Raw genomic sequence first — 14121 nt, 5'->3', positions numbered from 1 at the left:
ATAGTAGCTTATTCCACGAAATGGCAAGGTAAACATAGATGATTACAACCTCAGTTGCTGAAGCTGCACAAATTCTTCAACAAGGTAAAGTCTTGGCTTATCCAACAGAGGCAGTATGGGGTTTAGGCTGTGATCCGTTCAATGAACAGGCTTTTTTAGAAATTTTAAGGCTTAAACAACGCCCTATAGAGAAAGGCGTGATTTTATTGGCAGGACAGCTCTCACAAGTTGAGCATCTATTAACAGAAATTGACCCTATTATTCGTGAACAAATCATTCAATCATGGACGCAACGCTCTAGAACAGAACGGGCAACAACTTGGCTACTTCCAGCTGATGATAAAATTCCACAATGGATTAAAGGCCAGCATGCTCAGGTTGCAGTTCGTGTAACCAATCACCCTTTGTGCATTGCCTTATGTAATGCCTTTAATGGTTTTATTGTGTCGACCAGTGCAAATTCGGCAGGTTTAGAACCAGCAAGATCTTTACAACAAGCCAGTCAATATTTTGGTTCGGAATTGAATTATTTAAATGGTGATCTTGGTTTAAGTCGCGAGCCAAGCAAAATCATTGACGCATCTACAGCGCAAGTGATTCGCGCTTAAGCACTTTAAAATATTCACTCAATCATGAACTTAAATATTGCCAATAAAAAAGCAAAAAAAAAACTCAGCCACATATAGGGTTGGCTGAGTATAAAAAAGGATGCGTTAAACACATCCAGAGGGTATGAAAAATTCAGTGTAGAACAATTTAATTAAGAAATTCTTAATTCGCTACGATGAAAATATTATCCTATAAATTTTTTTTGAATACAAATATATTCTTCTGAGCAAGATCTGTTCATTTAAGTGAATTGAAAATAACTGGAATTTCAATAATAAAACTAAGTGTTTAAATTTGTTTTACTATTTGCATTTTTAACAGGTAAATCACTAATTAAAAAACAAATTTTGCTCAGATTTAATACTTTAAAAGGGTAAAAAATAAGTTTTTAAATGAACATTTTTTACCCAAAATACTTTGAATTTTAACTCAATAATGTACTTTTTTTGACACTAAGTGACTTTTTTTGTGCCAATGCAATTCCCACTAAAATAACAATACCACCAATCGTATGCGACATCGTCCAAGCCTCATGCAGCCAGAAGTAGGCAATGATTGCAGTAAATACTGGCATTAAATTCATAAAAATGCTGGTTCGATTTGGACCTAGATATTGTACAGCCATCATCCACAATAAAGGCGCAACAAGAGAAGGTAATATACCCGCATATAAAACGCTGGCAACATTGCCTTGGTTAATCGCATCAATGCCATAATAAAGCACAAATGGTAAATGGTAGACCAAGGTCAACGCAATTTGCACATAGAGGCTCAGCAGTAATGGAACTTTCAATTGCCATTTTTTTAGAAAGACCCCATAAAAAGCATAAAAGAACACGGCCAAGACCATGATCAAATCACCAGAGTGCCCTGCCAATTGAGTCAAGTTGCTAAAATCCCCTCGGCCAATCACATACAGCAAACCAAGAAAAGATAAGATACTGCCGACAACAGCAAAGCGATTGGGAATTTCACGTAAAATAAGAATCGAAACAAAAATGGTAAATACCGGAATAAAGGCGTTGATAATGCCCATATTGGTTGCTGTGGTGTAATGCGCTGCACTATAGGCCAAGCCTTGATACAAGAACATACCAAAAGCACTCAGCACCACAAATTGCATAAAATGTTGTTTAACCAAATGACGTTGCTTCCACACTTGGGGCAACATAAATGGAGTCAAAATAATAAATGCCACTAACCAGCGATAAAAGCTAATACTGACAGGTGAAATATAATCCGAAACATAACGTGTAACTGCAATATTCATTGACCAAATCAATACTGCAATGATCGGTAAACTGATTGCCCACCACATGGGTTTTGAATTGCTATACATAATTTTGACTGTCGAATAGGATCTGGAAATGATTATCGATGAAGTCGGAATAAATTTAAATATGGCATTTCAGACATCTATAGGGCTTTTCAGACAAATGCTATTTTATGCGTTTTTAAACTTAGAATAATTCCCAAGTTTTAATTGCCAAAGTCACCACACTTTGTAATTGTTCAGCACTAACCCCATCACGAGCTTGCATGGTTAAACCTTGAATCACCGTTGAATAATAATCTGTCATCGCTTGAATATTGGCATGTGGATTTAAGTCACCTTCTTTGACACCCTGTTGCAAACGTTGGTAGATATTTTCTTTGACTTGTTGTCTTTTCAGCAAGAGATCATGCTGAATCGGTGCATGTTCTTGTGAACAATTCATGGTTGCGGTAACCAACATACAACCTGTCGGTTTATTCTGTTGAACCAGTTTTTTGAGGTTTTCATACAAATAAATTTCAATGGCGATTTTTGCTGTTTTGGCTTGTTGAAAAATAACTTCCAAAGGACATGCCTCATGCTTTAAGTAGTATTCCAAACAGGCATGAAACAGCTGTGATTTATCACCAAAACTACTGTAGATACTGGGTGCAGTAAGATTTAAGGCTTTGGTTAAATCGCTCATCGATGTGGATTCATAGCCATATTCCCAGAACAACAACATGGCTTTTTGTAGCGCTTGTTGTTCATCAAAACATTTAGGACGACCACGCCCACGCTTAGGTGCTTGTTTTTCAGCGACTAAAGCATGTTTTTCAGAATCAGCCATAACTTTCACATATATTTTTATAACGAACATTATTAAATTAATTGACAACACAAAATTAATCAAATATTTTATTTTTATAACGATCGTTAATGAATTAAAAAATACCTCCATATGCTTTCGCTTTACAGCAGGAATATATCTTCATGAATATGATGCAATCAGAAGTTTCAGAACCACAGTCCTCTGAGATTCCCCCCAGTAGCCAAGGGAGCTGGTTGGCGCTATTAACCGTTGCAATTACTGCTTTTGCTTTGGTCACCAGTGAGTTTCTCCCAATTGGTGTCCTCAACGATATTTCCAGTGATTTGCATGTATCTGTCGGTACAGCAGGTTTGATGATCACCCTCCCAGGAATCATGGCCGCCATAGCAGCACCACTCCTTCCGGTTCTAGTCAAAAATTTAGATCGGCGTTACTTACTTCTGGCATTGTCTGCAACGATGGTGTTTGCCAATGCCATCACTGCAATTGCATCAACTTTTGAAATTTTATTGCTGAGCCGTTTTATTCTTGGATTTGCAATTGGTGGATTCTGGGCGACTGCGATTGCCTTAAGTGGCCGTTTAGCACCAAGCCATTTACCTATTGCGAAAGCAACAGCAACTGTCATGGCTGGGGTAACTTTAGCCACTGTTCTTGGTGTACCGATTGGGACATGGCTAAGTGATGCATATGGCTGGCGAACATCATTTGGAATTACCTCCGCCATCGGCTTCGTTGTTTTACTGTTGGGGATTAAATTTATCCCAAGTTTAAAACCAGAATCTGCCATTCATTTTAAAGACTTACCTGCATTGCTAAGAATCAGTAAAGCCAGACAAGGTTTGATTATTATTTTGTTGATTGGTTTAGCTCATTTTTCATCATATAGCTATCTAACACCTTTCTTTAAAAATTCAGCAGGCTTTGACAGCGCCACTATCAGTTCGCTACTGTTATTATTTGGTATCGCAGGTATCTTTGGTAATGCTTTTGCTGGTTATAGCGGTAATTTGAATGTGCGTTATACCTTTGCATTCGTTGCCATCTGTTTTGCGGTTGTATTCTTTGGCTTTCCTCTATTTGCAATTCATCCATCAGGCGCCTTTATTCTTACAGCGCTTTGGGGCTTTGCATTTGGTGCATTTCCAACCACTGCCAATATTTGGATGTTTTTACACGCCCCTCAAGCTGTAGAAAAAGGCATGCCGTTATTTGTTGGTTTCTTCCAAGTGATGATTGCAACAGGTGCATTAATCGGTGGCTATGTTGTTGACCATTTTAATGCCAACATTTTATTGTATAGTGTACTGAGTTTTATCCTTTTGGCCTTTATTTCAATCTTCACGCTGAGTCGTGGATTAAATAACCCCAAAGCTGAAAATACTGCCATTCAATGTGAGAGTTAAGTCTTTTCAACTATGTATTCAGCGCTGATTTCTGTAGAAGAATTTTTCTACCAAAAGCATGATGTAGTGACACCCCATTCAAATTTATGGGGTGATTTTAATTTGAGTTTAAATGGGACTTTAGAACTCAATGTTGCAGAACAAACCTATCTGTCTCCACCAAGTTATGGTTTGTGGATTCCGCCGCAAACCGAACATTGTTGTACAGCTGTGGATGATCAACTGACGCATTACATCTGTATCCGTATTCATCCTCAGCTTTGTCAAAGCTTATCCCAAAGCACAAAGACTTTAAGTATTCGCCCTTTTTTACGTCATACCATTGAAGAAGTTTTAGAGCAGCAGAAACAAGGGATTCCATCATCTCCCTATTATCAACACTTATTAGAACTGTTGGTCGATCAAATCCAAAATAGTGTGTGTTATGAGCATTATTTACCGCAAACCAACCATCCCATACTCAAGCCTATTCTTGAGCATTTGTCTGATACAACACGCTTCCCCCAAAGCCTTCAGGAAATTCTCGATACTTTTCAAATTACTGAACGGCATGCACTCAGACTGAGCCAAGAGCACCTTAAACTTTCGCTGTCTGAATGGCGTAATCGTGCCAAGATTATTTATGCAATTTCATTGATCCAACAAGGCGTTTCAATTAAAAAAATTAGCTTAGATCTCGGCTATCAACACACGTCTAGCTTCATTGAGTTTTTTAAACGCTATACCCATCAAACCCCAGCCCAAATGCGAAATCTTTAAGATTAGGACATTTTTCAAACAATCTATTTCCACTTTATTGATAAGTTTATATACAAAAATACTATAGAAAATTGCCTTAAAATTGTGCATTTTGCATCTTATGCTCTAGATTAAGCATATAACTTTTTGAATTTGTATATATTACCGTCAAATTCATAAGAATTTTTAATAATGAAGGGTTCGAATAAATGAAAAAATTACTACTAGCTACACTATGTGCTTCAGCGTTTGCTTTAACTGCATGTGATAAAAAACCAGCTGATTCAGCTTCAGGAACTGAGAGCAAACCTGCTGCAGCTGCGGTTTCTTTAAGTACCAACAATACTGCTGATATCAAAAGCGATTTAACTGCACTTCAAACAATGTCTACAGCGAAAGCTAAAGAAGCATTGAATTTCCAAACAGAAGTAATGCAAGCTGCACAAAAGGGTGATAAAGATGCACTGAAAGGTGTTGTCGATAAAATGAAAACTTATGTGGACGGTTTCAACAAAGATCTTGATGGTTTAGCGCTTAAAAGTACTGAAGTTGCATCTGTACGTGACAAAATGAAAGAGTCAAATAACCTAGGCGTTGAAATGTCTGAAGCTGGTTTAGCGACTTCACCAGATCCACAAAAAATCATGGAACTACAAAAGAAAGGTACTGAGTTACAACAAAGCCTGTTAACTGAAATGCAAGCACTTCAAGCCAAAGCAAACGCTGCACCATAATCGATTAAATTTGATGCAGTTTTTAAAAGCAGATCCTATGATCTGCTTTTTTATTACACTTATATACAAATGTAACTTGCTGAAATCTTGGAATATCGCTAAAACATTAGACATATTTCTAATCACTGTCTTTTGATTTTTAAGGATACCCCCTATGAGCAATTCCGTTTATGACATTCCAGTCAATACCATCAAAGGTGAAGCGACGACCTTGAATCAATATCAAGGTAAAGTTCTTTTAATCGTTAACGTTGCATCTAAATGTGGCCTTACTCCACAATATGAAGGTTTAGAAAAACTATATACTGAAAAGAAAGATCAAGGTTTAGAAATCCTCGGCTTTCCTGCAAATAACTTTCTTGCGCAAGAGCCAGGAACAAATGATGAAATCGAGCAATTTTGCTCTTTAACTTACAATGTCGACTTCCCGCTTTTTGCTAAAATTTCAGTTGCTGGTGATGATAAGCATCCACTTTATGACAGCTTAATTCATGCAATCCCTGAACGTATTGGTGAAGGTCCTTGGTGGAAAGACTTAGTCGATTATGGCTTAACACCAAACCCAAAACCTGAAGTCCTTTGGAACTTTGAAAAATTCTTAATCGGTAAAAATGGCGAAATCGTGGCACGTTTTGCACCAGATATCACTGCTGATGATCCACGAATTACATCTGCGATTGAAGCTGAATTAGCAAAATAAATCGAGCATTAAAAGCTCTATGCTTTAAATAAATTTTTATATTTTGCAGTTTTGATCGAAAATTTTATATTTTCGATCAAAACTGCCTCTAGCTTTATTCACAATTTAAAATTTCGACAACCGTCAATAGCGTGCTAAAAATACATTCTTTTTTGCTTTTGTTTGAGTAGAAATGAATCTCTAAAGTTACAGACTGTATGTCCTTTGCAACAATCCTCAATCTCTACACTTTTGCAAATTATAGTGAATTCATAACCGATTAAATTACTTTTGGACAACGATGAAAAAGCTTTTACAAGGTGCGGTTTTGCCTTTTGTTATTTTTATTTCTGGCATGTTACTACTAGGCTGTAATCAAGCAGCTGAACAATCACGTCAACAAGATGACGCTCAAGCGATTGAAACTGCGCAAATGAGTGAGAATACATCCGACTCAAATAATAATAATCAATCAACAGCAAAAAGTACTGAAGATTTAAAACAAGGCAATATGTTTTATATCGCACGTGATGTTGCCAACGTACAGCTGAAAACTGGTGACTATGTTGAAAAATTACAGCAAAGCCAATCTAATTTACAACAAGCGATACAATCACAAAATCAAGCTGAGCTGCAACAATCTGTCAAAACATTGACTCGTGAACTACAAGGCTTTAATACAGCATTGATTTCATTAGATTTAAAAAGCCAAGAGATTGATGGTATCCGCCAACAAGTGCTACAAGCCAATAAGCAAGTGCTTAACTCAGCACTGTTAAACGGTGATTTAGACATTTCAAAAGTTGATTTTAAGAAAATCGAACAACAAATGAATACCATCCAACTAGATATGCTTAAACTGGCAGGCATGATGATTCCTGGATCAAATACAGAGCAAGCCACTGAACAGAGTTAATTAGATTTGAACAGATCAGCCTTGGCTTGGCTTTGCGACATTACATGATCGATCTTGTCCTAGCGCGCGTTTAGCATCTAACTTAAAACGAGCTTGAGCAGACTTATAACTTGCGGGTAAAAATAGCGTTAAACGGGTTTTATTCTTTCCAATGGATTCCACCAAGGTTTTTGATAAATACGCCCCACCCTCTGTACGGGTAAACAAGGTTCCCATTTCTAAATCTCGTTCTAGCCGATTGTCGGTAAAGACAAAATCTTTTTCGCCAGTAAAGGCAACACATTGCCCATAGGCCATTTTCAAATTTTTAAATGCGACAACATAATCGATATCTAATTCTGTTTCTAAACCATTTCCCACTGAATTTGCCACCAAACTTGCTTCAGTGGGTGCATTTGGTGTAGTGACAAATTGACTTTGACATGCTGAAACAGCACTCAGTAGAAGTATTGAAAATAAATACCGACATTGAACTAATTTTTTCATTTTAAGTTTATTGGTTTTCTACAACAATGAATAGATTGTAGCAAAGTTCATGAACATGATTTAATAGCAGATTAAGCGTATTTTTGTAGTGTTTCATGCAACTGATTTTATTCACAGGCGTACAAGCTTCGGGTAAATCTACTTTTTATCAACAGTATTTTTACCATACACATCTACGTATCAATCTCGATATGCTAAAAACACGCCATCGTGAAAAGATACTGTTTGAAGCAGCTATAGCCTCTAAAACCAAAATCGTGATAGATAACACCAACATGAGCAAAGCCGATCGAGCCCGTTATATTCAACTTGCCAAAACTGCTGGCTTCGAGATCATTTCATATTATTTTGAAACGGATCTAGACAGCACTTTACAGCGCAATGCACAACGTGAGGGTAAAGCCAATATTGCTGAAAAAGGCGTCAAAGCCACCTTTTATAAATTAGAAGTCCCAAATCGTTCAGAAGGTTTTGATGCGCTGTTTAAAGTAAATATGATAGAAAATAATGGCTTTTCAATTACTCATAACTGAATAAAAATTTAATGTTGGGCCAACCGCCATGTTTTAAATGCGGTTTGCATCTGTTGTTGTATTTCTTTAGGTACCTTACGAGCTGCTATATTGGAAAAATCTCCACGATAGGTTTCAGCCACAATTGAATTTGCCAAATCTTCGATCGCAATTCGACCTTTGTTGTGATACGCCAGAATTTCTACTTCGGTTAAATAAATATCCCAACATGAAACAACAGAACTCATATCTACGGCAATGCTGAGATAGTAGTCATCTTGCGTTTGATAAAGTTCCCAAAAGTGCGCTTGCTGTTCGATGAGATTCATAAATTTTTATCAATTATTGATTATACATTTACATTATTTAAAGTTCGCTTATAAGTAAATTAAACTTTAGAAAATTTGTATGTTCTTAAGTGCATTTAGATCTTAACCATCTTTAAAAAGCCACTTTTCAGTGGCATATTTATTCTTAAAACTCTAAATCGATTTGATTTGTATTTTTCTTCTTTTTAGGATCACCAAATATTTCATAAAAGTTCCTTTTGAATTCATCAATATTTTTTGACAAACGCATTACAGGTAACATTTGTGTTATATGTTTTTCAAGATGTGGTACTCCTATATCACCTGTCAAAAACTGGTGGTGTCTTCTTGCCCGATTGCCTTTTTCATTTTTTGGATTTTTTATACGTAGTTGTTCTAAAACTCCTTCTGGCATGTAGTCATAAACATATTCATTAGTAAACTTACCCACATATTGTGGTCGTTTCAATGAAAGTGGATTATATTCCCAGCCATAAAGTCTAAAAATTTCTTGATAAAACCTTCTTGGGAATCTAGTTTGCCATTTTAAAAAATCTTCAGAAATATAAGCTTTTAGTAGTTTTTGTAATGCATCAGCTTCTCTATCTAATTGATAACCAGTTGCTTCATCAACTAATGCTGTTATACCAACTTTAGCTAAAGCTCTTATTATAATATGAGATTGTCTAATTATCTTTTCTTGACTATCTATTTCTTTACCTGCATCTTCTAAAGATAAATAAGCATCACAAACCTCTGGAATTAGTAAAGCATTATATCCAGTCTTAATTGCCCCGCTATCCGTATAATAATGGACAGGTTTAGCTAATTCTTTTAAATCATCATTTATATATGGTAATAAATTTTTCGCACCAATAATTGAAGGCAAGCCTTCTTGTCTTTTCTCTCCTTTTCTCGGTCTATCAAAAGCATCAAATAATGCTGTTTGCGTAATAATTCGGTCACCATTACTAAGAACTGCACAACTAATAAGTTTACCTCCTAAATCCAATTCGCCTTTATGAGTACATTCATATATTACTGGCACATTTTCATTATTACTTCCTATATTTTCCATAAAAACCTCAATCGATTAATTACCAAACAATGTCACTATATTGCATATATAAAATAAAACAAGTGACATTGTCACTTTTTTTTATTTTTATTAAAAATAAAGTGATCAAAAAATATAGAAATATAAAAAAACCACCCTCGCGGGTGGTTTTTCAATCTCAAACTGCGTCTTATAGCGCGCGGTTTTTGATTTTGCGGATGGTTTCCAACTGAGCAGCAGTTTCTGCAAGAGCAGCCAAAGCAGCAGCAGAGTCCAAATCGCTTTTTTGATTTGCAAGCAATTGTTCAGCATTTTTACGTGCTTCAAGAATTGCAGCTTCATCTAAGTTGTCAGCACGAACTGCAGTATCTGCAAGTACAGTAACAACATGCGGTTGAACTTCTAGAACACCACCAGATACATAGATTAACTCTTCTGTACCGTTTTCAAGCAGAACGCGAATTGCGCCCGGCTTGAGCAAAGTGACTAACGGAGCGTGACCAGGCATGATACCCAATTCACCGCCAGCACCTTTTGCGATAAGCATTGTCACAGTGCCTGAGTACAAAGACTCTTTAACACTTACAACATCACATTGCATAGTCGACATGTGAATCTCCTAAATTAGAGTTGCTAATTAAAGCTTCTCGGCTTTAGCGATCACTTCGTCAATACCACCAACCATATAGAACGCTTGTTCTGGGATGTGATCGTATTCACCAGCTAGAAGACCTTTAAAGCCACGAATTGTTTCTTTAAGTGGTACAAGTTTACCAGGAGCACCAGTAAACACTTCAGCTACGTGGAACGGTTGAGAGAAGAAACGTTGGATTTTACGCGCACGGTAAACAATCAACTTATCTTCTTCTGCTAACTCGTCCATACCCAAGATTGCGATGATGTCTTTAAGCTCTTTATAACGTTGCAATACGTTCTGTACAGAACGTGCAATTTCATAATGCTCAGCACCAACAACAAGTGGATCTAACTGACGTGAAGTAGAGTCAAGTGGATCGATCGCTGGGTAAATACCAGAAGATGCGATGTCACGGCTCAATACTACAGTTGCATCTAAGTGAGCAAATGTAGTTGCAGGCGATGGATCTGTTAAGTCATCGGCAGGTACATATACCGCTTGGATAGATGTAATCGAACCAGACTTAGTCGATGTAATACGTTCTTGAAGAACACCCATCTCTTCTGCAAGCGTCGGTTGGTAACCTACTGCAGATGGCATACGACCTAAAAGAGCAGATACTTCAGTACCAGCCAATGTGTAACGGTAAATGTTGTCAACGAACAACAATACGTCACGGCCTTTACCGTTTTCATCTTTCTCATCACGGAAGTATTCAGCCATGGTCAAACCAGTTAACGCTACGCGTAAACGGTTACCCGGTGGCTCATTCATCTGACCGTAGACCATTGCTACTTTGTCAAGAACGTTAGAATCTTTCATCTCGTGGTAGAAGTCATTACCTTCACGAGTACGCTCACCAACACCAGCAAACACAGATAAACCTGAGTGAGCTTTTGCGATGTTGTTGATCAATTCCATCATGTTTACAGTTTTACCAACACCGGCACCACCGAATAAACCAACTTTACCACCTTTAGCAAACGGGCAAAGTAAGTCAATGACTTTAATACCAGTTTCTAAAAGGTCAGTAGAAGCAGCTTGTTCAGCATAAGAAGGTGCTTGACGGTGAATCGGCAAACGCGCTTCAGTCGCAACTGGACCAGCTTCGTCGATTGGGCGACCAAGAACGTCCATGATACGACCTAAACATGCAGTACCTACAGGTACAGAAATAGGTGCACCAGTATTAGATACGTTTAGACCACGTTTAAGACCTTCTGTAGATCCCATTGCGATGGTACGAACTACACCATCACCAAGTTGTTGCTGAACTTCTAAAGTAGTTTCAGTACCGTCAACTTGGAGAGCGTCATAGATCTTAGGAACGCTATTGCGTTCAAACTCGACGTCGATAACCGCGCCGATGATCTGAATGATACGACCGCTACTCATTGCTGTCTCCTCAATTCAAAATAATGTTAAACGGCAGCGGCACCACCAACGATCTCAGAAATTTCCTGAGTAATCGCGGCTTGACGCAGCTTGTTATAAATGAGTTGTAGGCTCTTGATAAGATCACCTGCGTTGTCAGTTGCAGCTTTCATTGCAACCATACGAGCAGACTGCTCACATGCGATGTTTTCAATCACACCTTGATAAACCATAGACTCAATGTAACGAACCAATAAACCATTTAAAAGCTCTTCAGCTTCTGGTTCATATAGATAATCCCAACCATATTGGCGGTTAAGATCCTCGTCCGTATCAGCCGCAGCTAATGGAACAAGTTGTTCGATTTTTTGGTTTTGAGTCATGGCATTGACAAAGCCGTTTGACACAAGATAAATACGATCTAACTCGCCTTTATCAAATGCATCTAACATCACCTGTACAGAACCAGTTAACTGTTCAAGACTTGGAGCATCACCTACTTGCGTAGTTGCGCCAAGTACTTTACCGCCGTAGTTTTTAAAAAACGAAACCGCTTTTTGACCAATTAAAGCAAATTGAACTTCAATTGACTGCTCTTGTTGCTGTTGTACGTGTTTTACCACTTTTTTGAACAAGTTAATGTTCAAACCACCAGCAAGACCACGATCTGAAGAAACAATGATATAGCCAACGCGTTTTACAGGGCGTTCAACCATATAGCGATGTTTGTATTCAGGATTCGCTTGGACCAAATGAGCAATTACACGGTGCATATTTTCGGCATACGGACGGCCCTGAGCCATGCGCTCTTGCGCACGACGCATCTTAGAAGCTGCTACCATTTGCATCGCGCGAGTAATCTTTTGCGTGCTCTTGATACTAGCTACTTTGGCGCGAATTTCTTTTAAATTTGCCATACGCTTAACCTAGTATTCGAAAGCCCTTTCGAGCTTCCGAAGGTTGATCCGTGAACCAAACCATAACTAACAACAACATACATTGAAATTAGTAAGTTTGAGTCGCTTTAAAGCTTTCAATACCTGCTTTGATTGCAGCTTCGATGTCTTTGTCGTAGTTACCAGTTTCATCGATGTTTTGCATTAACGCAGCATGTTCTGAACGGAAGTAAGAAATTAACGCAGTATCAAAGTCTACGATTTTCTTCACTTCAACGTCAGCCATATAGCCTTCGTTAGATGCATAAATTGAAACAGCTTGGTCAGCAATTGAATATGGAGCATATTGTTTTTGCTTCATTAATTCAGTTACACGTTGACCATGTTCAAGTTGCTTACGAGTTGCTTCATCAAGGTCAGAAGCGAACTGAGCAAATGCTGCCAATTCACGGTATTGCGCCAAAGCAGTACGGATACCACCAGACAATTTTTTGATGATCTTCGTTTGAGCAGAACCACCAACACGCGATACAGAGATACCCGCGTTCACAGCAGGACGAATACCTGCGTTGAATAATGATGTTTCTAAGAAGATCTGACCATCAGTAATCGAAATTACGTTTGTCGGTACGAATGCAGATACGTCACCCGCTTGAGTTTCAATAATTGGCAATGCAGTTAATGAACCAGTTTGGCCTTTAACTTCACCATTAGTGAATTTCTCAACATAGTCAGCAGATACACGAGAAGCACGTTCAAGTAGACGTGAATGAAGATAGAACACGTCACCTGGGTAAGCTTCACGACCTGGTGGACGACGAAGAAGCAATGAAATTTGACGGTAAGCAACAGCTTGTTTAGACAAGTCATCATAAATGATAAGTGCGTCTTCACCGCGGTCACGGAAGTACTCGCCCATTGTACAACCAGCATATGGAGCAAGATACTGCATTGCTGCAGGATCAGCTGCAGCAGCTGCTACAACAGTTGTGTACGCCATAGCGCCAGTTTCTTCAAGCTTACGTACTACGTTTGCAATTGTTGATTGTTTTTGACCAATCGCAACGTATACACACTTAATGCCTGATTGTTTTTGAGCAATGATCGCATCGATCGCCATTGCTGTTTTACCAGTTTGACGGTCACCGATGATCAACTCACGCTGACCACGACCAACAGGGATCATTGTATCTACTGATTTATAACCAGTTTGTACAGGTTGATCCACTGATTGACGCCAAATTACACCTGGTGCTACTTTTTCAACAGCATCAGTAAGTTTTGCATCAATAGGGCCTTTACCATCAATCGGGTTACCCAAAGCATCTACTACACGGCCTAAAAGTTCTGGACCAACCGGAACTTCTAATACACGACCTGTGCAACGAGCTTTTTGACCTTCTTGAAGGCTTAAGTAGTTACCTAAGACAACGGCACCCACTGAATCCTGTTCTAGGTTCAGTGCCATACCAAATAAGCCGCCGTCGAATTCGATCATTTCACCGTACATTGCATCAGCAAGGCCGTGAATACGCACAATACCGTCGGAAACCATAACAATGGTCCCTTCGTTCTTAGCGGTCGCGCTGGTGTCCAGATCGCCGATACGCTGTTTAATGAGCGCACTGATCTCGGATGGATTCAGTTGTTGCATTGCGCTATACCTCAATCTTTTTAAAGTT

Annotated in this window: 16 protein-coding genes; 7 read left to right on the top strand and 9 right to left on the bottom strand. The window is 38.4% G+C overall.

The window, feature by feature from the left end; translation table 11 throughout:
- Positions 1-38: 38 nt before the first annotated feature.
- Positions 39-608, top strand: coding sequence for a Sua5/YciO/YrdC/YwlC family protein (locus tag L3V46_RS00835; RefSeq protein ID WP_096735350.1), 570 nt, complete (start codon positions 39-41; stop codon positions 606-608).
- 425 nt (positions 609-1033) lie between these two features.
- On the opposite strand, the gene L3V46_RS00830 is transcribed toward L3V46_RS00835, so the two are convergent.
- Positions 1034-1927 carry a DMT family transporter gene (locus L3V46_RS00830; RefSeq protein WP_004823721.1) on the bottom strand — a complete coding sequence of 298 codons (894 nt, stop codon included), beginning with the start codon at positions 1925-1927 and terminating at the stop codon, positions 1034-1036.
- A gap of 142 nt (positions 1928-2069) precedes the next feature.
- Positions 2070-2714 carry a TetR/AcrR family transcriptional regulator gene (locus L3V46_RS00825; RefSeq protein ID WP_004823720.1) on the bottom strand — a complete coding sequence of 215 codons (645 nt, stop codon included), beginning with the start codon at positions 2712-2714 and terminating at the stop codon, positions 2070-2072.
- Positions 2715-2863: 149 nt separating this feature from the next.
- Between L3V46_RS00825 and L3V46_RS00820 the strand changes: the two genes are divergently transcribed.
- From L3V46_RS00820 to L3V46_RS00800, 5 genes are all read left to right on the top strand, one after another.
- The gene (locus L3V46_RS00820; RefSeq protein ID WP_227515188.1) at positions 2864-4102 is read left to right on the top strand and encodes an MFS transporter; all 1239 of its coding nucleotides are present in this window, start codon (positions 2864-2866) and stop codon (positions 4100-4102) included.
- A gap of 12 nt (positions 4103-4114) precedes the next feature.
- Positions 4115-4861 carry a helix-turn-helix domain-containing protein gene (locus tag L3V46_RS00815; RefSeq protein WP_239044709.1) on the top strand — a complete coding sequence of 249 codons (747 nt, stop codon included), beginning with the start codon at positions 4115-4117 and terminating at the stop codon, positions 4859-4861.
- 188 nt (positions 4862-5049) lie between these two features.
- Entirely contained in the window at positions 5050-5574 is a 525-nt protein-coding gene (locus L3V46_RS00810) for a hypothetical protein (protein ID WP_004823717.1), read from the top strand.
- A gap of 154 nt (positions 5575-5728) precedes the next feature.
- Positions 5729-6274: a glutathione peroxidase gene (locus L3V46_RS00805; protein ID WP_004723411.1), complete on the top strand. Its 546-nt coding sequence runs from the start codon at positions 5729-5731 to the stop codon at positions 6272-6274.
- Positions 6275-6554: 280 nt separating this feature from the next.
- The gene (locus L3V46_RS00800) at positions 6555-7169 is read left to right on the top strand and encodes a hypothetical protein (protein ID WP_151956318.1); all 615 of its coding nucleotides are present in this window, start codon (positions 6555-6557) and stop codon (positions 7167-7169) included.
- Positions 7170-7184: 15 nt separating this feature from the next.
- Here L3V46_RS00800 and L3V46_RS00795 read toward each other — a convergent pair whose 3' ends face one another.
- The gene (locus L3V46_RS00795) at positions 7185-7655 is read right to left on the bottom strand and encodes a hypothetical protein (protein WP_056518367.1); all 471 of its coding nucleotides are present in this window, start codon (positions 7653-7655) and stop codon (positions 7185-7187) included.
- Between the two features lie 95 nt (positions 7656-7750).
- Between L3V46_RS00795 and L3V46_RS00790 the strand changes: the two genes are divergently transcribed.
- The gene (locus tag L3V46_RS00790) at positions 7751-8188 is read left to right on the top strand and encodes an ATP-binding protein (protein ID WP_034617225.1); all 438 of its coding nucleotides are present in this window, start codon (positions 7751-7753) and stop codon (positions 8186-8188) included.
- A gap of 8 nt (positions 8189-8196) precedes the next feature.
- On the opposite strand, the gene L3V46_RS00785 is transcribed toward L3V46_RS00790, so the two are convergent.
- The 6 genes from L3V46_RS00785 to atpA form a co-directional block, all read right to left on the bottom strand.
- Positions 8197-8496 carry a hypothetical protein gene (locus L3V46_RS00785; RefSeq protein WP_239044708.1) on the bottom strand — a complete coding sequence of 100 codons (300 nt, stop codon included), beginning with the start codon at positions 8494-8496 and terminating at the stop codon, positions 8197-8199.
- 145 nt (positions 8497-8641) lie between these two features.
- The gene (locus L3V46_RS00780) at positions 8642-9553 is read right to left on the bottom strand and encodes a P63C domain-containing protein (RefSeq protein ID WP_239044707.1); all 912 of its coding nucleotides are present in this window, start codon (positions 9551-9553) and stop codon (positions 8642-8644) included.
- Positions 9554-9722: 169 nt separating this feature from the next.
- Complete coding sequence (locus L3V46_RS00775) at positions 9723-10142, bottom strand: F0F1 ATP synthase subunit epsilon (protein WP_004823705.1); 420 nt, start codon at positions 10140-10142, stop codon at positions 9723-9725.
- A 27-nt stretch (positions 10143-10169) separates the two neighbouring features.
- The gene (gene atpD / locus L3V46_RS00770) at positions 10170-11564 is read right to left on the bottom strand and encodes a F0F1 ATP synthase subunit beta (protein ID WP_004723420.1); all 1395 of its coding nucleotides are present in this window, start codon (positions 11562-11564) and stop codon (positions 10170-10172) included.
- 26 nt (positions 11565-11590) lie between these two features.
- A complete protein-coding gene (gene atpG, locus L3V46_RS00765; protein ID WP_004723421.1) occupies positions 11591-12460 on the bottom strand; it encodes a F0F1 ATP synthase subunit gamma in 870 nt (289 codons plus the stop codon).
- An 88-nt stretch (positions 12461-12548) separates the two neighbouring features.
- Positions 12549-14093 (bottom strand): F0F1 ATP synthase subunit alpha, encoded by a 1545-nt coding sequence (gene atpA, locus L3V46_RS00760; RefSeq protein WP_004723422.1) that lies wholly within the window; start codon positions 14091-14093, stop codon positions 12549-12551.
- Between the last annotated feature and the right edge of the window lie 28 nt (positions 14094-14121).

It is taken from the genome of Acinetobacter sp. AG3 (genome assembly GCF_022343575.1).
GTDB lineage: Bacteria > Pseudomonadota > Gammaproteobacteria > Pseudomonadales > Moraxellaceae > Acinetobacter > Acinetobacter guillouiae.
The sequence above is the reverse complement of the archived record's forward strand: the minus strand, read 5'-3'. Positions and strand labels throughout refer to the sequence as shown.

Bases quoted from the DNA above. Each gene is read 5' to 3' on its own strand.
- L3V46_RS00835 (WP_096735350.1), top strand. From the start codon at position 39: ATGATTACAACCTCAGTTGCTGAAGCTGCACAAATTCTTCAACAAGGT.
- L3V46_RS00830 (WP_004823721.1), bottom strand. From the start codon at position 1,927: ATGTGGTGGGCAATCAGTTTACCGATCATTGCAGTATTGATTTGGTCA.
- L3V46_RS00825 (WP_004823720.1), bottom strand. From the start codon at position 2,714: ATGGCTGATTCTGAAAAACATGCTTTAGTCGCTGAAAAACAAGCACCT.
- L3V46_RS00820 (WP_227515188.1), top strand. From the start codon at position 2,864: ATGATGCAATCAGAAGTTTCAGAACCACAGTCCTCTGAGATTCCCCCC.
- L3V46_RS00815 (WP_239044709.1), top strand. From the start codon at position 4,115: ATGTATTCAGCGCTGATTTCTGTAGAAGAATTTTTCTACCAAAAGCAT.
- L3V46_RS00810 (WP_004823717.1), top strand. From the start codon at position 5,050: ATGAAAAAATTACTACTAGCTACACTATGTGCTTCAGCGTTTGCTTTA.
- L3V46_RS00805 (WP_004723411.1), top strand. From the start codon at position 5,729: ATGAGCAATTCCGTTTATGACATTCCAGTCAATACCATCAAAGGTGAA.
- L3V46_RS00800 (WP_151956318.1), top strand. From the start codon at position 6,555: ATGAAAAAGCTTTTACAAGGTGCGGTTTTGCCTTTTGTTATTTTTATT.
- L3V46_RS00795 (WP_056518367.1), bottom strand. From the start codon at position 7,655: ATGAAAAAATTAGTTCAATGTCGGTATTTATTTTCAATACTTCTACTG.
- L3V46_RS00790 (WP_034617225.1), top strand. From the start codon at position 7,751: ATGCAACTGATTTTATTCACAGGCGTACAAGCTTCGGGTAAATCTACT.
- L3V46_RS00785 (WP_239044708.1), bottom strand. From the start codon at position 8,496: ATGAATCTCATCGAACAGCAAGCGCACTTTTGGGAACTTTATCAAACG.
- L3V46_RS00780 (WP_239044707.1), bottom strand. From the start codon at position 9,553: ATGGAAAATATAGGAAGTAATAATGAAAATGTGCCAGTAATATATGAA.
- L3V46_RS00775 (WP_004823705.1), bottom strand. From the start codon at position 10,142: ATGTCGACTATGCAATGTGATGTTGTAAGTGTTAAAGAGTCTTTGTAC.
- atpD (WP_004723420.1), bottom strand. From the start codon at position 11,564: ATGAGTAGCGGTCGTATCATTCAGATCATCGGCGCGGTTATCGACGTC.
- atpG (WP_004723421.1), bottom strand. From the start codon at position 12,460: ATGGCAAATTTAAAAGAAATTCGCGCCAAAGTAGCTAGTATCAAGAGC.
- atpA (WP_004723422.1), bottom strand. From the start codon at position 14,093: ATGCAACAACTGAATCCATCCGAGATCAGTGCGCTCATTAAACAGCGT.